The organism is Phenylobacterium sp. (assembly GCF_036402295.1).
Lineage (GTDB): Bacteria > Pseudomonadota > Alphaproteobacteria > Caulobacterales > Caulobacteraceae > Phenylobacterium.
The window spans coordinates 1-18,125 of record NZ_DASWTE010000424.1; the positions used below are offsets into that span (position 1 = coordinate 1).

An 18,125-nucleotide genomic window follows, 5' to 3' on the forward strand; every position below is an offset into this window, starting at 1 on the left:
CCCACGCGCCGGTCGCCCGTGCGCCGCAGCCGGCCCCCGTCCGCGGCGGCGCCCAGCCGCTGGAAGCCCAGCTTCCGGAGGAGGCCGAACAGAACGAGGATCTCGAGATCCCCTCGTTCCTGCGCCGGCTCGCGAATTGAGGCTCTAGCGCAACTCTAAAACTCCACGAAATCGTCACACCGCGCCAAGGCGCGAGTTGGTAAGAGTCCTCTCGGAGCCCACTTCGGGAGGACTTTCCATGAGCGGTCACCGCGTCATCTGGGTCTCGCCCCTGGCCAACGGCTGGGCGGTGCTCTGTGCGGGTCTCGAGCCCATTGTGTTCCGGTCCGGCGCCCGCGCCGAGGCCCAGGCCAAGCGGCTTGCGGCGTGCCTCGCGAAGCTGGGCCGGGCGGTGCAGGTGCGCATCCTGGACAGGGCCCGAAACCTCGTCGGAACCCAGCTTTACCCCGCCGTCTGAGGCTTTGCCGCCACACCGCGGCGGCGGACTGAAGTCTGCATAGAAACAACGACTTGAGCGACCATCCCGGGTCTGCAAGCGGCAGCGAAACATTGCGAAACACCAAGTGTTTTGCTGCGCTGCATCAATCGGCTTAGCCGGACGTTGGGGGACTTAAGGTCGGTTTTGTACCGCGTCTCGTTGCAGGAAGGTCCGCCTTTGGCCGCGCCAGAGTTCCAGCATACTGTCCGCGCTCCGGCGCTGTTCGCCGGCGTGGGCGTCCACACCGGCGCATACACCCGCGTGAACGTGCGGCCGGCCGCGGCCAACACCGGCATTGTCTTCGTGCGCACCGACGTGCGCGACCGTGACAACGTCGTGCCGGCGAGCGGCGAGGCGGTCTGCAAGACCCAGCTGGGAACCGTGATCGGCAACGCCGCCGACGTCACCGTCGCCACCATCGAGCACCTGATGGCGGCCTTCGCCATGCTTGGCGTCGACAACGCCGTGGTCGAGGTCGATGGCCCCGAGATGCCGATCATGGACGGCTCGTCGCTGCCGTTCATCCGCATCCTCGACCGCGCCGGGCTGCGCCCGCAGGAGGCGGCCCGCGGCTACATCGAGATCCTGGACGTCGTCGAGGTGGTCGATGGCGACAAGCGCGCGACGCTGCGCCCGGCCGACGGCTTCGAGGTCGCTTTCGAGATCCAGTTCCCCACCGCCGCCATCGGGACCCAGACGATCGACCTGGAAATGGACGAGCAGACGTTCCGCGACGAGCTGGCCGACTGCCGCACCTTCGGCTTCCTGGGTGAGGTCGAGGCCCTGCGCGCCATGGGCCTGGCCCGCGGCGGCTCGATGGACAACTGCGTCGTCATCGACGGCGACCGGGTGCTGAACCCGGAAGGCCTGCGCCGCCCCGACGAGTTCGTCCGCCACAAGGCGCTGGACGCCATCGGCGACCTGTACGTGCTGGGCGGCCCGATCCTGGGCCGGTTCGAAGGCGTGCTGGCCGGCCATGGCCTGAACAACGCCCTGGTCCGCGCGCTGTTGGCCCGCCCCGACGCCTGGCGCGTCTGCACCATGGCCGAGGACCTGCGCGAGGCGGGCTGATTTCTTGCGAGCGGTTCGCAGATAGGGTCTAGTGCCTGGCAGGAGGACCTGCCATGGCCGACGACGCGATCACCGAGCTCAACCGGCTTTACAACTCGCCGCACAAGCTGACCGTGGCCAAGGACATCGGGGTCGTGGACAAGCACGGCCGGCGGTTCATCGAACTCTCGCCGTTCGTGGCGCTGGCCAGCGTCGGCCCGAGCGGCGGCGTCGACGTCTCGCCGCGCGGCGGCGGGCCGGGGTTCGTGCGGGTCTCCGAGGATGGCAAGAGCCTGCTGATGCCGGACCGTCCCGGCAACAACCGCCTGGATTCGCTGCGCAATATCGCCGAGGGCTCGGGCGAGGTGGGGCTGATGTTCATGATCCCCGGGGTCGACGACATCTACCGGGTGAACGGCCCGGCGAGCCTCGTCGTGGATGACGAGTTGGCCAAGACCTTCGAGGAGTTCGGCAAGGTCCCGAAGACGCTGCTGAAGGTGGAGGTGCGCGAGGCCTACCTCCACTGTCCGAAGGCCCTGATGCGCGCCGACCTCTGGGGCGACAGCCACAAGGTGGACCGTGCGACCCTGCCGTCGCTATCCGAGATGGTCATGGACCAGTTGGGCCTCGGAAAGCCCGAAACCACCCACGAACAGCAGGTCGAGGGCCTGAAGCAGACGCTGTGACGCCGCTCGCGCGAAAGTGCGACCCCGCCGCCGTTTGCTCGCCACAAGTGGTAGTGTAGAAGCGACTCCCCGCGTGGGGGCGCGCGCTCGTCTTGAGGTGAAGGTGTCTTCGGTTCGAACGTCTACGAAGGTGGTTCTGGTCACCGCCGCCTGCGCTCTCGCCCTGACCGCCTGCTCAGGCAACAAGAAGAAGCCGCGCCTGGCCTATGAGGAGCGGCCCGTGGAGCTGCTCTACGCGACGGGCGCCGACCGGCTGGACCGCCGCCAGTGGAACCAGGCGGTGAACTACTTCCAGGAAGTGGAGCGCCAGCACCCCTATTCGGAGTGGTCGCGGCGCTCGATCCTGATGCAGGCCTACGCCCACTATCAGGGCAACGACTACAACGAGGCGATCGGCGACGCCGACCGCTTCATCCAGCTCTACCCGGGCAATCCGACGGCGGCCTATGCCCACTACATCAAGGCCATCTGCTACTTCGAGCAGATCGTCGACGTGAACCGCGACCAGGCGGCCACGGGCCAGGCGCTGAGCGCCCTGCGCGACGTGGTCCAGCGCTATCCGCGCACCGAATACGCCTCGGACGCACGGCTGAAGATCGACATGGTCAACGACCAGCTGGCCGGCAAGGAAATGACCATCGGCCGCTGGTACCTGCGCCAGGGCGACACGCTGGCCGCCACGAACCGCTTCCGCAACGTCGTCGACCGCTACCAGACCACCAGCCACACGCCCGAGGCGCTGTACCGGCTGGTCGAGAGCTACCTGACCCTCGGCCTCCTGGAAGAGGCCAAGCGGAACGGCGCGGTGCTGGGCTACAACTACCCCGGCGACCCCTGGTACGGCGACGCCTACAAGCTGCTCACGTCCAAGGGCCTGCGCCCGGCGGTCGAGCCGAAGTCGGGCGGCCGCGGGATTCTGCGGCTGCCGTTCACGCGCGACAAGAACAAGACCATCCAGCCGCCGAAGGCGCAGGACCCGAACGTCGCGGTCCAGGCCTCCAAGGACGCCGACAAGAAGACGATCTTCCGCCTGCCGTTCGGCAAGAAGGAAGAGAAGCCCGTCGTGAAACCGGCCCCGGAAACGCCGCCCAGCGAATAGGCGTCGCGGCCCTTCATTCCCGCCTGATTCCAAGCGATCCTCCGCGGCGATGCTGATCGGTCTCCAGATCCGCGACGTGGTGCTGATCGAGGCCCTGGACCTGTCCATCGGCCCGGGCCTGACTGCGCTCACCGGCGAGACAGGGGCGGGGAAGTCGATCATCCTCGATGCGCTTGGCCTGGCGACGGGCGCGCGCGGCGACGCGGGCCTCGTGCGCCGCGGCGCGGCCCAGGCGGTGGCGACCGCCGTCTTCGCCCCGACGCCCGCCCATCCCGTGTGGGAGATCCTGGAGGAGAAGGGGCTCGCCTACGCCAAGGACGAGGACCTGGTGCTGCGCCGGTCGCTCAGCGCCGATGGCCGCAGCCGCGCCTTCGTCAACGACCAGGCCACGGGCGTCGGTGTGCTGAAGGAGCTGGGCGAGGCGCTGCTGGAGGTGCACGGCCAGCATGAGACCGTGGGCCTGCTCGACGCGCGCACGCACCGGCCGCTGCTGGACGCCTACGGGGACCTCGAGAGCCGCCGCCTGGCCGTGGGTGGGGCCTGGGGGACGTGGCGCGAGGCGCGGGAGCGCGTCGAGGCCCTGCGAGCCGACGCCGCCCGTTCGGCCGCCGAGGTCGAGGAGCTGACTTTCCGCCTCTCCGAGCTCGACCGGCTGGACCCACGCGACGGCGAGGAGGCGGCGCTGGCCGAGGAGCGCGCCATCCTGGGCGCCGCCGAGAAGGCGCTCGCCGACATCGGCCAGGCCCGCGACACCTTCGACGGCCTCGGCGGCAAGGTGGCCACCGCCATCCGCGCGCTGGAGCGGGCGCGCGAGCGGGCCATGACCGCCGGCGCCGCAGCCGACGGCCCAGCCGTCAGCCGCCTGGCCGCCGCCGCCGAGGCGCTGGACCGGGTCCTGGTGGAGGCCGGCGAGGCCGAGGCCGCCATCGACAGCGCCGCCACGGCCTTCGACTTCGAGCCGGACCGCCTGGAGAAGGCGGAGGAGCGGCTGTTCGACCTGCGGGGCCTGGCGCGCAAGCTGAACGTCGCCGTCGAGCAGCTGCCGACGCTACGCGTGCAGTTCGCCGAGCGCCTGCGCGCCGTCGAGACGGCCGACGAGACGCTGAAGGCCGCCGAGGCGGAGCAGGCCGCGGCGCGGGCCGCCTACCTTTCGGCCGCCCAGGAGCTCTCGACCGGACGGCGCACGGCAGGCGAGGCGCTGGCGGCCGCGGTGATGGCCGAGCTCGCGCCGCTCAAGCTGGAGAAGGCGCGCTTCCGGGTGGCGGTCGAGGCGCTCCCGGAGGACCGCGCAGGGCCTGCCGGCCTCGACCGCGTGGCCTTCGAGATCGCCACCAATCCCGGTGCGCCGTTCGGTGACCTGGGCGCCATCGCCTCGGGCGGCGAACTGGCCCGCTTCGCGCTGGCGCTAAAGGCCGCGCTGGCCGGGCGCGGGTCAGGCCCCCAGCCGCTGATGATCTTCGACGAGGTGGACCAGGGCGTCGGCGGGGCCGTGGCCGACGCGGTGGGCCTGCGCCTGAAGCGCCTGGCCGCCGCGGCCCAGGTGCTGGTCGTGACCCACAGCCCGCAGGTCGCCGCCCGCGCCGAGGCTCACTGGCGCATCGCCAAGGCCGGCGGCGCCGACCACGTGCGCACGGCCGTCGAGGTGCTCGACGCCGCCGACCGCGAGGAGGAGATCGCCCGCATGCTCGCCGGCGCCCAGATCACCGACGCCGCGCGGGCGGCGGCCCGGGCGCTGATGGATGCTTGATCGCTTTTCCCTCCCCTTTATGGGGAGGGTGGATTGAGCGAAGCGACAGACGGGTAGGGAAGTGAAGATCGTCAGCGGCCTCGGTGGCCTTCCCCTCGTTTCCCCACCCCGCGCGCCCGACGGCGCGTCGACCCTCCTCATGAAGGGGAGGGAGAATTGAAGCCCGTCGCCGACCTCACGGAAGCCGAAGCCGTCGACGAGCTCACCAAGCTCGCCGACGAGATCGCCGCGCACGACATCCGCTATCACCAGCAGGATGACCCGACGATCTCGGACGCGGACTACGACGTCCTCAAGCGCCGGAACAGCGAGATCGAGGCGCGCTTCCCGCACCTCGTGCGGGACAACTCGCCCAGCCTGCGGGTCGGGGCTACGCGGTCGGAACAGTTCGCGCCGGTCGAGCACGGCGTGCCGATGCTCAGCCTCGACAACGCCTTTTCCGACGAGGACGCGCTGGAGTTCGATGCTCGAGTGCGGCGGTTCCTGCGGCTGGAGGAGGAGGTCAGCTACACCGCCGAGCCCAAGATCGACGGCCTGTCCTGCTCGATCCGCTACGAGAGCGGCGTGCTGGTCCAGGCCGCCACGCGCGGCGACGGCCGGGTGGGCGAGGACGTCACGAACAACATCCGCACGGTGAAGGAGGTCCCCCAGAAGCTGGCGGGATCCAGCTGGCCCGACGTCATCGAGGTTCGCGGCGAGGTCTACCTGGGCCACGCCGAGTTCGCGGCGCTCAACGAGGCGGCCGCTGCGGCCGGACAGAAGACCTACGCCAACCCGCGCAACGCCGCTGCCGGTTCGCTGCGACAGATCGACTCCAAGATCACCGCCCAGCGTCCCCTGCGTTTCTTCGCCTACGCCTGGGGCTTCATCAGCAGCCCCTTCGCCGAGACCCAGTGGGAGGCGCTGCGGAAGCTCAAGGCATGGGGTTTCCCGGTCACGCCGCAGTCGCAGTGCGTGAAGGGGCCCGAGGGCCTCAAGGCCGCCTACGAGAAGATGGAGGCCGAGCGCCCGCATCTCGGTTTCGACATCGACGGCGTTGTCTACAAGGTCGACCGGCTGGACTGGCAGGGGCGGCTGGGTTTCGTCAGCCGCGCGCCGCGCTGGGGCGTGGCCCGGAAGTTCCCCGCGCAGCAGGCCCGCACCGTGCTGGAGGCCATCAACATCCAGGTGGGTCGCACCGGCGCGCTGACGCCCGTGGCGCGGCTGACGCCCGTGACCGTCGGCGGCGTCGTGGTCACCAACGCCACCCTGCACAACGCCGACGAGATCGCCCGCCTCGACGTCCGCGTCGGCGACACCGTGATCCTGCAGCGGGCCGGTGACGTGATCCCACAGATCCTGGGCGTCGTGCTCGAGGAGCGGCCGAAGGGCGCCGTGCCCTACGAATACCCGCACGAATGTCCGTGCCCGCTGAAGACGCCCGTGGTGCGCGAGACCACGGCCTCGGGCGCCGAGACGGTGGTGCGCCGCTGCTCGGGCGAACTCGCCTGCCCGTTCCAGAAGCTGGCCCACCTGCGCCACTTCGTCGGCCGCCGCGCCTTCGACATCGAGGGCCTGGGCGAGAAGCAGCTGACGCTCTTCAACGAGCGCGGCTGGCTGAACGCCCCCGCCGACATCTTCCGCCTGCACGAGAAGCGCGACGAGTTGCTGGCCATCGAACGGTTCGGCGAGACCAGCGTGAAGAACCTGATGGAGGGAATCGAGGCGCGCCGGAAGGTCAGCCTCGACCGCTTCATCTACGGCCTGGGCATCCGCCACATCGGCGAGACCACGGCGGTGGTCATGGCCCGGGGCTATCACACCGTCGACGCCTTCCTCGAAGCCATGGACAAGGTGGCGGCGCGCGACCCCGAGGCGATCGAGGAGCTCGACGCCATGGATCAGATCGGCGACGCGGTGATCGAGGCCGCCGCCGCCTTCTTCGCCGAGGACCACAACCGCGCGATGGTGCTGGACCTGAAAGGCCAGCTCGCGGTGCAGGACGCCGAGAAGCCCAAGACCGACACCGCCGTCGCCGGCAAGACCGTGGTCTTCACCGGCGCGCTGGAGCGGATGACTCGCGACGAGGCCAAGGCCCAGGCCGAGCGGCTTGGGGCCAAGGGCTCGGGCTCGGTGTCGAAGAAGACCGACCTGGTGGTGGCCGGTCCCGGCGCCGGCTCGAAGCTCAAGACCGCCACCGACCTGGGCATCCAGGTGATGACCGAGGACGAGTGGATCGCCATGGTGGCCGGATGAGCCTGCTCGCGTTCCTGCTGGCCTTCGCGCCCGGCCCAGTCACCGCCGATAGCGCCGACCCGCTGGCGCCGTCGCTGAAGGGCCAGGTGCAGTGCTACGGCCCGAACGTGGAGCGGAAGACCTGCGTCTCCATCGGCGCCTATGCGAAGGACGCCCAGGGCGTGATCCAGAACACCGCCACGGTGCTGATGGCCGCGAGCCCCCAGATCATCATGACGACGAAGGCGCCGGTGGAGGTGAAGGCCGGCGCGGTCTGCGGCGCCATCCGCATGCGCGACTTGGAGACGGCGAGCTTCGTGATCGACGGCACGCCCGCCGACGCCACCGACGCGGACGCCGTCCGCAAGGCGATTGCGCCGGCTTACGCGCCGTTCCTCGACAAGGAGTTCTGCACCGTCTACCGCGCCGACGGGCCCGGCCTGGTGGGCGAAGTGACGGTGGACGGCGTGCGTCGCCGCGAGCTGGACCAGCGCATGCGCTGGATCTCGCCTGCCGAGGGCTATGTGGTGAAGCCTTAGGGCGTCTTCCGCTTGGCCTTCAGCTCAGCGCAGGCGTCGGGCTCCTGGGTCCACATCAGGTGGGCGATCCGCCAGGTCCCCTCGACCTTGACCATGTCGAACACGTCGATCCCGCAGTGGGTCGTCTTGCCGTCGAGGCGGAACTCGTAGGGCGCCCAGACCATGGCGATGGGTCCGCGGCGCATGACCGTCGGGTCCCACATCCGCTCGTCGAGGCCCTTCTGGCCGCTCACGCGATCAGCGAAGTCCTTGCCGGGGATGCGGCTGAGCTTGAAGCCCTCCGGCCCTGAGCGCTGGGCGGAAAAGGTCGTGTCGTCGAGCAGCACCGTCTTGATGGTCGCCGCGTCCTGGGCGCGCATGGCCCCGAAGAACCGCTCGATCTGGCCGACGATCGCGGCCTCCTCCGGATCCGCCGCCGAGGCGGGAAGGGCGCAGCCAAGCGCCAGGGCCGCAGCCAGAAGGAATCGTCGCATCGGGGTCTCCTGATCGGCGCAGGAGACACGCGGTCTAGGCCGGGATCAACGCCGCCTTCGGGACCCGAGCGCTGCCCAGCGTCTGGCCGGCCTTGGCGATGAAGTCGACCGTCAGGGTGTCGCCCGTGATCTTGAAGGCGGTGAAGCCGGCGACGCCCCAGCCCGCCTTGAAGCCGGGATGCTTCCGAGCCTTCAGTGGGTCGCCCTGCGAGCCGCCGCCGGTGATGATATAGGTCATGCCCTCGTGCACGAGGTGCTCGAGGTGGTGGTCGTGGCCGCAGATGTAGGCCTGGACGCCATGCTGCTTCAGCAGCGGGACGAGCCAGCCGGAGAGGTCCGGATAGACCCGCCCGCTGCCGCCGCTGGAGACCACCGTGTGGTGGCCGAACACCAGCTTCCAGTCCGCGTCGGACGCCGCGAGCTCGGACTTCAGCCAGGCCTTCTGGATGGCGATGTCGGGGCTCTTCGGCCGGTAGCGCACGTCGGCGATCGGTGAGGTGTCGATCATGAAGAGGTCCACCTTGGCCCTCTTCGACGTCGTCACGCGGTGGCGATGGTAGCGGGCCGGCAGCCGCCAGCGGATGTCGACGCGGGTGAAGGCCACCTGGGCGTCGGGCGCGCCGTGGTAGTCGTGGTTGCCCAGCGTGGGATACCAGACTTCCAGATCCGACGGGTCGTAGACGTCGAGGAACGACTGTCGCCAGTGCGAGTCGGAGACCGACTGGACGCCGTCCTCATAGAAGTTGTCGCCGACCGTGGTCGTGAACTCGGACCCAAGGGCGCGGGCCGTCTTCGCCATCTGGGCGGCCACGGGGCGCTGGTCCTGGCTGCCGCGCCGGCCCCAGTCGCCGACCGCCAGGAAGGCGAGGTCGGGCTGGGCCTGGGCGAGCGTCGCCGACGGGAGTGTCGCCGCCGCAAGCCCGGTGAGCAGCACCTCGCGCCGCGCAAACCGCCGATCCGCCATTGGACGCCCCTTCGCCTGATACCGCGACCCTAGCCTGCCGCCGTTCGGGCCTCAATTTGATGACGGCTCAGGCGGGGGCGCGGGCCGTGACGATCCAGGAGGCGGAATCCAGGGTCACGCCGTCCGGGCCGTCGTGCGCGGCCAGCACCGCGCGCACGGCGCCGATCACGGTGTCGCGCCGGTCCGGGTTCTCGCGCAGCAGCGCGCCCAGCGGGCCGACCTTCAGGGCGAGCGCCAGGGCGGTGTCGAGGTCGTTGCGCCCGATCTTCTCGTCGTGTGGCGTGAGCGCGATGTCCGTGAAGCCGCCGGCGGCGAGGATGTCCCGCACGCGTTCGGGATCGGCGAAGGCGAACGGGCCGGGCGCCGTCGGGTCGGGCGGCGGGGGCGGTGCGGGGACGTGCTGCAGGGCCGCGATCATCGGCGCGGTCATGAAGGGGTTCTCGTCGGGCCGGCGCCAGCAGACGAAGGCCAGCCGGCCGCCCGGCTTCAGCGCGCGCCGCAGGTTGGCGAAGGCCGCCGTCGGATCGGCGAAGAACATCACTCCGAAGCGCGAGAAGACCGCGTCGAAGCTGGCTGGCGGGAAGGCGTGCGCCTGGGCGTCGGCCTCGAGGAAGGTCACGCCGGCGGCGCCCTGCGCGCGGCGGCGCGCCACGTCCAGCAGCGGCCGGGAGATGTCGACGCCCACGGCTTCGGCGCCCTGGGCGGCCAGCTCCAGCGTCGTCTCGCCGGCGCCGCAGCCGACGTCCAGGACGCGCTGGCCGGGCGACAGGTCGAGCTCGGCCATGGCGCGGTGGCCCAGCGGCGCGAGCTGGCGGTCCAGCGCGGCCTGCTCCGCCGCCCAGGTCGGCCCGGCCTGCTCGTTCCAGTAGGCGATCTGCTGAGCGTTGGGGTCTTCGCCCATCAGATCGGCGCCGTCACGTCGGTGAGCCAGCTGCGCACTTCGGGTTCGACCAGCGGCCCCACCACCTCGCGCACGCGGGCGTGGTAGGCGTCGAACTGGGCGCGCTCTTCAGCGGTCAGAAGGTCGCGGTCGACGAGGCGGCGGTCGATGGGCGCCAACGTCAGGGTCTCGAAGCCATGCATCGCCCGCTCGCCCCCCGGGACCTGGGCAGCCTCTGTCACCACCTGCAGGTTCTCGATGCGGATGCCGTAGCCGCCTTCCTTGTAGTAGCCTGGCTCGTTCGAAAGGATCATGCCGGGCTTCAGGGCGACGGTGTTGGGCGCCTTGGAGATCCGCTGCGGGCCCTCGTGGACGCCCAGGTAGCAGCCCACGCCGTGGCCCGTGCCGTGGTCGTAGTCGAGGCCGTGGGTCCACAGCGCAGCGCGCGCGAGAACGTCGATGGCCGAGCCGGTGGTGCCCGGCGGGAAGCGGATCGCCGCCAGCGCCAGATGGCCCTTCAGCACCAGGGTGAACCGCTGGCGCATCTCGGCCGTGGGCTCGCCGATGGCGACAGTGCGGGTGACGTCGGTGGTGCCGTCCAGGTACTGGGCGCCGCTATCGATCAGCAGCAGGGAACCCACTTCGGTTCGCTTGTTGAGCCGCTCGGTGGGCCGGTAGTGGACGATCGCGCCGTTCGAGGCGGCGCCGGCGATGGTGTCGAACGAGAGGTCCTTCAGCGCGCCGGTGGCTTCGCGAAAGCGTTCCAGCTTGGTCACCGCGGTGATCTCGTCCGGCGGGCTCGTCTGGCCCTCGGTGGCGACCCAATGGAGGAAGTTCGTCAGCGCCGCGCCGTCGCGGGCGTGGGCGTTGCGCGTGCCTTGGATCTCGACGGCATTCTTGCAGGCCCGGGGCAGGGCGCAGGGATCCTCGCTGCGGATCACAGCGGCGCCGGCCCGTTCCAGGGTGTCGAAGTACCAGGCCGAGGATTGGGCGGGATCGACGACGACCTTCTGGCCTCGGAGCTCTGCGAGCGCGCCGGGCAGGTCGTCGGGCGTCTCGAGCCGCACCTGGTTGCCCAGCCATGCGGGCAGCTCAGGGGTCACCTTGGCGGGGTCGAGGAAGAGGCGAGCCGTGCCGTCCTTGTTGAGGATCGCCTGGCCCAGCGGCAGGGGCGAGCGGATGACGTCGCCGCCGCGCACGTTGAACAGCCATGCGATCGACGAGGGCGCCGTCAGCACCGCGGCGTCGCCGCCCTTGGCCGCCACGGCGGCGCCGACGCGGGCGCGCTTGGCGTTGGAGTCCTCGCCGGAGTACTCGGCCGGGTGCGGCACGACCGGCGCGGTCGGCTGCGGCGGACGCGCCTGGCCCCAAGCGCGGTCCAGCGGGTTGTCGTTCACGGCGACCAGGTCGGCGCCGGCCTTGGCGGCGGCGGCCTTCAGGTGGCCGAGTGCATCGGGGCTGTGCAGGCGCGGGTCGTAGCCGATCTTCTGGCCGCGCGCCGTCGCCGTCTCCAGGTAGGCCGGCACGCCGCCCTCGACGAGGTCGCGGATCTCGAACAGCTGGCTGTCGACCTGGTCCCGGACCTGCAGGGTGTAGCGGCCGTCCACGAAGACGGCGGCCTTGTCCTTCAGGATAACAGCGGCGCCGGCCGAGCCGGTGAAGCCGGTGGCCCAGGCCAGGCGGTCGTTGGCGGCGGGCAGGTACTCGTTCTGATGCTCGTCCTCGTGCGGCACGAGGAAGCCGTCCAGGCCCTGCTGGGCCATGGCCTGGCGGATCAGCGGCACATGGCGCGGGCCGAAGGAACGGTCGGTGGTTTCATCGAAAGTCTGACGCATGGCCGGGGATGTAAGCCCTTCGGCGGGCGTCGGCAAAGGGGTGGCCGTCGTGCTTATTTAGTCCGGATAAAATTGACTTTGTCACGCGACAGGGCTATGGGGCCGCGCATGGACAAGAACGCCCGCAGAGAAGCGATCCGCGACTTCAAGGAGAAGAAGACCGTAGCCGGGGTCTATGCGGTCCGCTGCGCGCCGTCCGGCGACGTCTGGGTGGCGGGCGCGCCTAACGTGGAGCCGCAGCAGACGCGGCACTGGTTCGGCCTGCGCACGGGCGGGCATCTGAACAGGGCCATGCAGTCCGCGTGGAACGCGCACGGCGGCGAGGCGGCCTTCAGCTTCGAGGTGCTGGAGCGCCTCGACGACGAGGACCTGACGCCACTCGGACGCGCCGACCTGATCAAGGCCCGCGAGCGCCACTGGCTGGCGGCGCTCGGGGCGAGGAAAGCCGTCGGCTAGCGCTCTTGCGGCGACGGCGGCTCGACGCTGACGACGTCCTCGGCGTTGTCCGCGGCAGCGGCTGCAGCCTGCTCAGTGCGATCGGCGGCGGCCTTGGCGGCGGTCTCGGTGGCCGAGGCGGCGCCGCTCGCGGCATCCTGCGCGGCCTGAGCAGCGGTCGAAGCCGCCTGCTGGGCGCTGGCCGTGGCGTTGGCGAGGTTGGCTTCCGCGATGCCGCGGTCGCGGGCGGCCTGCAGCTCGTCAGACGTCGGGTTGTTGCTCGTGACGATGAAGAACACCGCCACGAGGGCGACGATGGCCACCAGGGCCGCGATCCACCAGCCGGCGCTGTTGCCGCTACGGCGGATGATCACCCGCTCGGGTTCGGTGGTGGTGGTCGTGATGCGTTCGACTTCCGGCATTCCTGAAGCGTCCTTCTTCTCAAGGCCCCGCTTGGACTTGGCCGGAAGAACGTGGGCGCGCCGGGCCGGGTTCCGGCGTCTACGGCCGCTTCAGCACCAGTGTGGCCCAGGCGTCGCGGTGCAGGCGGCGGACCAGCCGGAAGCCTTTCGAGGTGTAGGCCGCCGTCACGCGCCGCTCCTGGGTCCGCAGCAGGCCCGAGAGGATGGTCAGGCCGCCGGGCTGCAGCGCCCGCTTGATGTCCTGCGACAGCGCCACCAGCGGCGGGGCCAGGATGTTGGCGAAGACCAGGTCGTAGGGGCCGTCGTTCCGCACCAGCGGGTCGTCCAAGCCGAAGGCGTGGACGAAGCGGGCGCCCGCGTCGTTCAGCTTCGCGTTCTCGTTGGCGATGCGCACCGAGACGCGGTCGATGTCGGTGCCGACGGCGACGGGCGAGCCGGTGCGGGCGGCGGCGATCGCCAGCACGCCGGTGCCGCAACCCACGTCCAGCACGCGGCCGAACTTGCGGCGCTTGAGCAGCTCGTCGAAGGCCAGGAGGCAGCCTACGGTGGTTCCGTGGTGGCCGGTGCCGAACGCGGCGCCCGCCTCGATGCGGAGGTTCACGGTGCTGGCCGGCGCGAGGCCGCGGTCGTGGGCGCCGTAGACGAAGAAGCGGCCGGCACGCACCGGCGGCAAGCCCGAGAGCGCCATGGCCAGCCAGTCGGCGTCGGCCAGGACTTCTTCGCTGACACGCAGGTCGGCGTAGACCGCCAGGACGCGGCGGATCGCCATCTGCTCGTCGGCCTCGGTCGGGAAGGCGTCGATGCGCCAGACGTCGCGGTCCTCGTCCTCCTCCAGGATGGAGAAGGTCAGGGCCTCGGTGGCCGGCTCGGCCTCGAGCGCCGCCGCGGCGGCTTCGGCGACCGCGCGGGGACCGCGGGCGATGATCTGGATGGCCTCGTCACTCATGGGCGGGAGCCCATAGCGGCAGCGCTCCGGAAAGGCGAGGGGCGAAGCGTCTCAGGCGGCGGGCGAGGCGGTGTCGACCGGGGGCTCGGGCGCCTCGGGAAGGTCCGACGGGTTCCAGGCGTTGCCGCGCTCGGACGGGTAGAGCGGCGCCGGGTGCGGCTCCACGACCCAGCGGGCCGGGGCCGTCGCTTCGGCGGTCTGCGCATAGTCGGTCGCGTCGTGGGCGGTGGGCTCAGCGCCCTCTTCGTAGGCGCCCTCATACGCCGTCATCGGCGGCGGGCGGGTGTAGTTGGTGCCGATCACGTACTCGGGGACCTGGCCTGGGTAGAGGCCGATGCCGGCCTCGCTCGGCGTGGCGTAGTTGCGCGTTCCGCCGCCGGCCATCTGCTGCTGCGGCGCCAGGATGCGGTCCTGCAGCGGGGGCTGGATGGCGGCGCCGATCGCGAGGCCTGCGACGACGGCCAGGCTTGCGCCGGTGAAGAGGCGCCTGAGGTCGGCGTTCTGGATCAGGGTCCGCATGGCCCCAGATACGCGCGGCGCGGTCGTTGGTTTCAGCCTAGAGCCATTTCGCCCGCCGGAAGGCGAAATAGAGCCCGACGCAGATGGCCGTCACTACCGCCACCACGACCATGTAGCCGTATTGCCAGCGCAGCTCGGGCATAAACTCGAAGTTCATGCCGTAGAGGCCGAAGATCATGGTGGGCACGGCCAGGATCGCGGCGCCGGCGGTCAGGCGACGGCTGACGTCGTTCTGGCGCTGTTGTTCGAACAGATTGGCCACCTCGAAGACCGAGGACAGCACGTCGCGCAGGCCCTCGATGGCGCTGGAGACGCGCCGGACGTGATCGCCCACATCGCGGAAGTAGGGTCGCACGCCGGCGTCCAGGAACGGCAGGTGCAGGTGCTCCAGGCGGGCGCAAACTTCTTCCATGGGCCCCAGCATGCGGCGGAAGCGGGTCAGCTCCTGGCGCAGGTTGAAGAGGTGGGTGACGTCGGCGCGGCTGAGGAAGGCGTCGAGGCAGCGGCGCTCGATGGTCAGCACCTCCTCCTCGATCTCGTCGACGATGGGCTGGTAGTGGTCGACGATGAAGTCGAGCAGCGCATAGAGCACGTAGGCGACGCCGTGGCTGAGCAGCGCCGGCGCGTCTTCCAGGTGGCGGCGCACCTCGGTGTACGCCTGGGCCGAACCGCGGCGGATGGTGATGATGGTGTTCTTGCAGAGGAAGGCGCAGGTCTCGCCGTAGACGATCTCCTCGCCCTCCAGGCGGGCGGTGCGGGCGGCTACGAAAATCTGGTCGCCGTAGACGCTGACCTTGGGCATCGGGTGCTCGCAGAGCGCGTCCTCGACGGCCAGCGGGTGGAGGCCGAAGCGGGCCTGGAGCAAGGCGAGCTCGGCGGGCTCGGGGTCGACCAGCCCGATCCAGGCGAACTGGTGGGGCTGGACGGCGCGGTCGTCGAGCTCGTGCAGCCGCAGGTGCCGCAGCCGGTGCCCCTCGGAATAGACCCTGGCCGCCGCGATCGGCATGTGCGCCCTCTTCCCCCGCCTATTACCCCTGCTTCTCCACGAAGCTGTCGAGCACCTTTTTTTCGCCGGCCTTGTCGAAGCTGACCGTCAGCTTGTTGCCTTCGACGCCCTTCACCGAGCCGTAGCCGAACTTGATGTGGAAGACGCGGTCGCCGCGCTTGTAGTCCGAGGCGGCCGATGAGTCGGAGGTGGCGACCAGGCGACCGTCGCCTTCGATGACCTGTTGGCGGCCCGGATGGCTGCCGCGGTACTGGTTGGCCTGAGCCCTGCGCCAGCCCGGGCTCTCGTAGCCCGCGCCGAAGCTGGGGTCGGCGTCCCAGCGGCTGCCGTGCTGCTGCATGCCGGGGCCGCCGCCGTAGTAGCCGGTCTCGGAGCTGGCCTCGACATTGGCGACCGGCAGTTCGTCGACGAAGCGGCTGGGGAGCTGGCTGGTCCAGCGGCCGTAGACCTGGCGGTTGGCGGCGAAGCTGATGCGCGCCTCCTCGCGGGCGCGGGTGATGCCCACGTAGGCCAGCCGGCGCTCCTCCTCGAGGCCCTTCTCGCCCTTCTCGTCCATCGAGCGCTGGGACGGGAAGACGCCTTCCTCCCAGCCGGGCAGGAAGACCAGCGGCCATTCCAGCCCCTTGGCCTGGTGCAGCGTCATGATCTGCACGCTGTCGGCCTGCGGCCCGCGCTCCAGCTCCATCACCAGCGAGACGTGCTCGAGGTAGGCCTCCAGGGTCTCGTAGCCGCCCATCGACTGGACAAGCTCCTTGAGGTTCTCGAGGCGCCCTTGCGCCTGGGGCGACTTGTCGAGCTTGAGCGCGTCGGTGTAGCCGCTTTCCTCCAGCACGGTCTCCATGAGGCGGGCGTGGTCCACGCGGGCGGCCTCGGCGCGCCAGCGGTCCATGTCGCGCAGGAAGTTGGCGAGCGAGGTGCGGGTCTTGGCGGCCAGCTCGTCGGTCAGCACCAGCTGGCGCGCCGCGGCGCTGGCCGGGACACCGTTCACCCGGGCGATCTGCAGCAGCTTCTGGACGGTGGTGTCGCCGATGCCGCGCTTGGGGACGTTGACGATCCGCTCGAAGGCCAGGTCGTCGTCCTCAGACTGGATCAGCCGCAGGTAGGCAATGGCGTCGCGGATCTCGGCGCGCTCGAAGAAGCGCGGGCCGCCGATCACCACATAGGGGATCTGCAGCATCACGAAGCGCTCTTCGAACGCACGCATCTGGAACGAGGCGCGGACCAGGATCGCCATGTCGGCGTACCGGCGGCCCTTGCGCTTGGCGCGCTCGACCTCGTCGGCGATGAGCCGGCTTTCGCCTTCGCCGTCCCAGATGCCGCGGACCACGACCTTCTCGCCGTCGTTGGCCTCGGTCCAGAGGGTCTTGCCGAGCCGGCCCTTGTTGGCGGCGATGAGGCCCGAGGCGGCGGCCAGGATGTGGCTGGTCGAGCGGTAGTTCCGCTCGAGCCGCACGACCTTGGCGCCCGGGAAGTCGCGCTCGAAGCGCAGGATGTTGTCCACCTCGGCGCCGCGCCAGCCGTAGATCGACTGGTCGTCGTCGCCCACGCAGCAGAGGTTCTGGCTCTTCTGGGCCAGCAGGCGCAGCCACAGGTACTGGGCGACGTTGGTGTCCTGGTACTCGTCGACCAAGAGGTAGCGGAAGCGGTTGTGGTACTCGGCCAGCACGTCGGGCTGGCTGGTGAAGATGGTCAGGTTGTGCAGCAGGAGGTCGCCGAAGTCGCAGGCGTTCAGGATGCGCAGCCGCTCCTGGTAGAGCCGGTAGAGGGCCTGGCCGCGGTTGTTGGCGAAGTGCGCCGACTCCGCCGGCGGCAGCTGGTCGGGGCGCCAGCCGCGGTTCTTCCACTGGTCGATCAGCCCGGCCAGCATCTTCGGGGGCCAGCGCTTGGTGTCGATGTTCTCGGCCTCGAGCACCTGCTTGATCAGCCGCTCCTGATCGTCGGTGTCCAGGATGGTGTAGTTCGACTTCAGGCCCACCAGCTCGGCGTGGCGGCGCAGGATCTGGGCGGCGATCGAGTGGAAGGTGCCGAGCCAGCGCAGGCCCTCGGACGCGGGGCCGATGATGTGGCCGATCCGCTCGCGCATCTCGCGCGCGGCCTTGTTGGTGAAGGTGACGGCGAGCAGCTCCCACGGCCGCGCCCGGCCGGTGGCCAGGATGTGGGCCAGGCGGGTGGTCAGCACGCGAGTCTTGCCGGTGCCGGCGCCTGCGAGGACGAGCACCGGGCCTTCGACGGCCTCGACCGCCTCGCGCTGCTCGGGGTTCAGGCCTTCGAGGTAGTCGGCCGGCCGCGCGTCGACGCGCGCCAGGTCGGAGATGCGGGGCTCAGGAGACGAGTCGAACAGAGACATCGGAACATATGTAGCACAAAGGCTTGCCGGCTTAAGGGGCGGAACGGCGCAGGGCGGCTGGCCGTTTTGGCGGCGTGACCGGACATTCGACCAGCCCCTGGGCCGCTTTCGCCGCCGGCGCCGTGGCGATACTGGCGATCGCGCTGCTGATCTTCGCCTGGATGGGCCGCGACGAGGCGACCGAGGTGGCGAAGACCGCGGCCGCGGCGGCGCGCGTGATCCCCGACCTGGAACCGCCGAGGATCCCGGAGGCGCCGCGCATCCCGGACAACCCGATGCCGCGGCCGAAGTAACTCCGACCGCCCCGCGCGCCGCAGGCGCTGTCATGATTGCCCGCGGAAGCACGCGGAAGGACGCGGAAGGGCGCCGGGCCTGGCGAGGCGCCGGGCTCGTTCTGCTCTTTCCGCGTCCTTCCGCGTGTTTCCGCGGGCCATTGAAGGGGCGCTGCGCGCCGTCAGCCGGTGTCGGAGAGAGGGACCGGCGGG

The 18,125-nt window shown here is 70.5% G+C and carries 17 protein-coding genes and 1 pseudogene; 9 read left to right on the top strand and 9 right to left on the bottom strand.

Going from position 1 to position 18,125, the window contains the following annotated elements; genetic code table 11:
* Positions 1-238: 238 nt before the first annotated feature.
* From VGD44_RS24345 to VGD44_RS24375, 7 genes and pseudogenes are all read left to right on the top strand, one after another.
* Positions 239-457: a hypothetical protein gene (locus VGD44_RS24345; protein WP_331090979.1), complete on the top strand. Its 219-nt coding sequence runs from the start codon at positions 239-241 to the stop codon at positions 455-457.
* Between the two features lie 198 nt (positions 458-655).
* Entirely contained in the window at positions 656-1,549 is an 894-nt protein-coding gene (gene lpxC / locus VGD44_RS24350; protein ID WP_331090981.1) for a UDP-3-O-acyl-N-acetylglucosamine deacetylase, read from the top strand.
* Between the two features lie 53 nt (positions 1,550-1,602).
* Positions 1,603-2,214, top strand: coding sequence for an MSMEG_1061 family FMN-dependent PPOX-type flavoprotein (locus tag VGD44_RS24355; RefSeq protein WP_331090983.1), 612 nt, complete (start codon positions 1,603-1,605; stop codon positions 2,212-2,214).
* Positions 2,215-2,344: 130 nt separating this feature from the next.
* Positions 2,345-3,178 (top strand): annotated as a pseudogene (locus tag VGD44_RS24360) (outer membrane protein assembly factor BamD); the annotation flags it as partial.
* A 184-nt stretch (positions 3,179-3,362) separates the two neighbouring features.
* The gene (recN, locus tag VGD44_RS24365; RefSeq protein WP_331090985.1) at positions 3,363-5,060 is read left to right on the top strand and encodes a DNA repair protein RecN; all 1,698 of its coding nucleotides are present in this window, start codon (positions 3,363-3,365) and stop codon (positions 5,058-5,060) included.
* A gap of 156 nt (positions 5,061-5,216) precedes the next feature.
* Positions 5,217-7,295: an NAD-dependent DNA ligase LigA gene (gene ligA / locus VGD44_RS24370; protein ID WP_331090987.1), complete on the top strand. Its 2,079-nt coding sequence runs from the start codon at positions 5,217-5,219 to the stop codon at positions 7,293-7,295.
* On the top strand, positions 7,292-7,813 hold the full coding sequence (locus VGD44_RS24375) for a hypothetical protein (RefSeq protein ID WP_331090990.1): 522 nt from the start codon (positions 7,292-7,294) through the stop codon (positions 7,811-7,813). The genes ligA and VGD44_RS24375 overlap by 4 nt, the downstream gene beginning before the upstream one ends.
* On the opposite strand, the gene VGD44_RS24380 is transcribed toward VGD44_RS24375, so the two are convergent.
* From VGD44_RS24380 to VGD44_RS24395, 4 genes are all read right to left on the bottom strand, one after another.
* Positions 7,810-8,286: a nuclear transport factor 2 family protein gene (locus VGD44_RS24380; protein WP_331090992.1), complete on the bottom strand. Its 477-nt coding sequence runs from the start codon at positions 8,284-8,286 to the stop codon at positions 7,810-7,812. The genes VGD44_RS24375 and VGD44_RS24380 overlap by 4 nt on opposite strands.
* A gap of 34 nt (positions 8,287-8,320) precedes the next feature.
* Positions 8,321-9,250 carry a metallophosphoesterase gene (locus tag VGD44_RS24385; protein WP_331090994.1) on the bottom strand — a complete coding sequence of 310 codons (930 nt, stop codon included), beginning with the start codon at positions 9,248-9,250 and terminating at the stop codon, positions 8,321-8,323.
* 67 nt (positions 9,251-9,317) lie between these two features.
* Positions 9,318-10,151, bottom strand: coding sequence for a class I SAM-dependent methyltransferase (locus VGD44_RS24390; protein WP_331090996.1), 834 nt, complete (start codon positions 10,149-10,151; stop codon positions 9,318-9,320).
* Complete coding sequence (locus tag VGD44_RS24395) at positions 10,151-11,965, bottom strand: aminopeptidase P family protein (protein WP_331090998.1); 1,815 nt, start codon at positions 11,963-11,965, stop codon at positions 10,151-10,153. The genes VGD44_RS24390 and VGD44_RS24395 overlap by 1 nt, the downstream gene beginning before the upstream one ends.
* 108 nt (positions 11,966-12,073) lie before the next feature.
* On the opposite strand from VGD44_RS24395, the gene VGD44_RS24400 reads away from it, so the two are divergent.
* Positions 12,074-12,421 (top strand): GIY-YIG nuclease family protein, encoded by a 348-nt coding sequence (locus tag VGD44_RS24400; RefSeq protein ID WP_331091000.1) that lies wholly within the window; start codon positions 12,074-12,076, stop codon positions 12,419-12,421.
* Here the strand turns inward: VGD44_RS24400 and VGD44_RS24405 are convergent.
* The 5 genes from VGD44_RS24405 to VGD44_RS24425 form a co-directional block, all read right to left on the bottom strand.
* Entirely contained in the window at positions 12,418-12,822 is a 405-nt protein-coding gene (locus tag VGD44_RS24405; protein WP_331091002.1) for a hypothetical protein, read from the bottom strand. The two genes, VGD44_RS24400 and VGD44_RS24405, sit on opposite strands and share 4 nt — an antisense overlap.
* Before the next feature lie 79 nt (positions 12,823-12,901).
* The gene (locus tag VGD44_RS24410) at positions 12,902-13,768 is read right to left on the bottom strand and encodes a 50S ribosomal protein L11 methyltransferase (protein WP_331091004.1); all 867 of its coding nucleotides are present in this window, start codon (positions 13,766-13,768) and stop codon (positions 12,902-12,904) included.
* A gap of 51 nt (positions 13,769-13,819) precedes the next feature.
* Positions 13,820-14,287, bottom strand: coding sequence for a hypothetical protein (locus VGD44_RS24415; RefSeq protein ID WP_331091006.1), 468 nt, complete (start codon positions 14,285-14,287; stop codon positions 13,820-13,822).
* Between the two features lie 37 nt (positions 14,288-14,324).
* Positions 14,325-15,293, bottom strand: coding sequence for a magnesium and cobalt transport protein CorA (locus tag VGD44_RS24420; protein ID WP_331091008.1), 969 nt, complete (start codon positions 15,291-15,293; stop codon positions 14,325-14,327).
* A 22-nt stretch (positions 15,294-15,315) separates the two neighbouring features.
* On the bottom strand, positions 15,316-17,640 hold the full coding sequence (locus VGD44_RS24425; RefSeq protein WP_331091011.1) for an ATP-dependent helicase: 2,325 nt from the start codon (positions 17,638-17,640) through the stop codon (positions 15,316-15,318).
* 74 nt (positions 17,641-17,714) lie between these two features.
* Between VGD44_RS24425 and VGD44_RS24430 the strand changes: the two genes are divergently transcribed.
* Complete coding sequence (locus VGD44_RS24430) at positions 17,715-17,933, top strand: hypothetical protein (protein WP_331091013.1); 219 nt, start codon at positions 17,715-17,717, stop codon at positions 17,931-17,933.
* The last annotated feature ends 192 nt before the right edge of the window (positions 17,934-18,125 follow it).

Coding starts and splice junctions, on each gene's coding strand:
- VGD44_RS24345 (WP_331090979.1), top strand. CDS start 239: ATGAGCGGTCACCGCGTCATCTGGGTCTCGCCCCTGGCCAACGGCTGG.
- VGD44_RS24355 (WP_331090983.1), top strand. CDS start 1,603: ATGGCCGACGACGCGATCACCGAGCTCAACCGGCTTTACAACTCGCCG.
- recN (WP_331090985.1), top strand. CDS start 3,363: ATGCTGATCGGTCTCCAGATCCGCGACGTGGTGCTGATCGAGGCCCTG.
- VGD44_RS24375 (WP_331090990.1), top strand. CDS start 7,292: ATGAGCCTGCTCGCGTTCCTGCTGGCCTTCGCGCCCGGCCCAGTCACC.
- VGD44_RS24380 (WP_331090992.1), bottom strand. CDS start 8,286: ATGCGACGATTCCTTCTGGCTGCGGCCCTGGCGCTTGGCTGCGCCCTT.
- VGD44_RS24385 (WP_331090994.1), bottom strand. CDS start 9,250: ATGGCGGATCGGCGGTTTGCGCGGCGCGAGGTGCTGCTCACCGGGCTT.
- VGD44_RS24390 (WP_331090996.1), bottom strand. CDS start 10,151: ATGGGCGAAGACCCCAACGCTCAGCAGATCGCCTACTGGAACGAGCAG.
- VGD44_RS24395 (WP_331090998.1), bottom strand. CDS start 11,965: ATGCGTCAGACTTTCGATGAAACCACCGACCGTTCCTTCGGCCCGCGC.
- VGD44_RS24400 (WP_331091000.1), top strand. CDS start 12,074: ATGGACAAGAACGCCCGCAGAGAAGCGATCCGCGACTTCAAGGAGAAG.
- VGD44_RS24405 (WP_331091002.1), bottom strand. CDS start 12,822: ATGCCGGAAGTCGAACGCATCACGACCACCACCACCGAACCCGAGCGG.
- VGD44_RS24410 (WP_331091004.1), bottom strand. CDS start 13,768: ATGAGTGACGAGGCCATCCAGATCATCGCCCGCGGTCCCCGCGCGGTC.
- VGD44_RS24415 (WP_331091006.1), bottom strand. CDS start 14,287: ATGCGGACCCTGATCCAGAACGCCGACCTCAGGCGCCTCTTCACCGGC.
- VGD44_RS24420 (WP_331091008.1), bottom strand. CDS start 15,293: ATGCCGATCGCGGCGGCCAGGGTCTATTCCGAGGGGCACCGGCTGCGG.
- VGD44_RS24425 (WP_331091011.1), bottom strand. CDS start 17,640: ATGTCTCTGTTCGACTCGTCTCCTGAGCCCCGCATCTCCGACCTGGCG.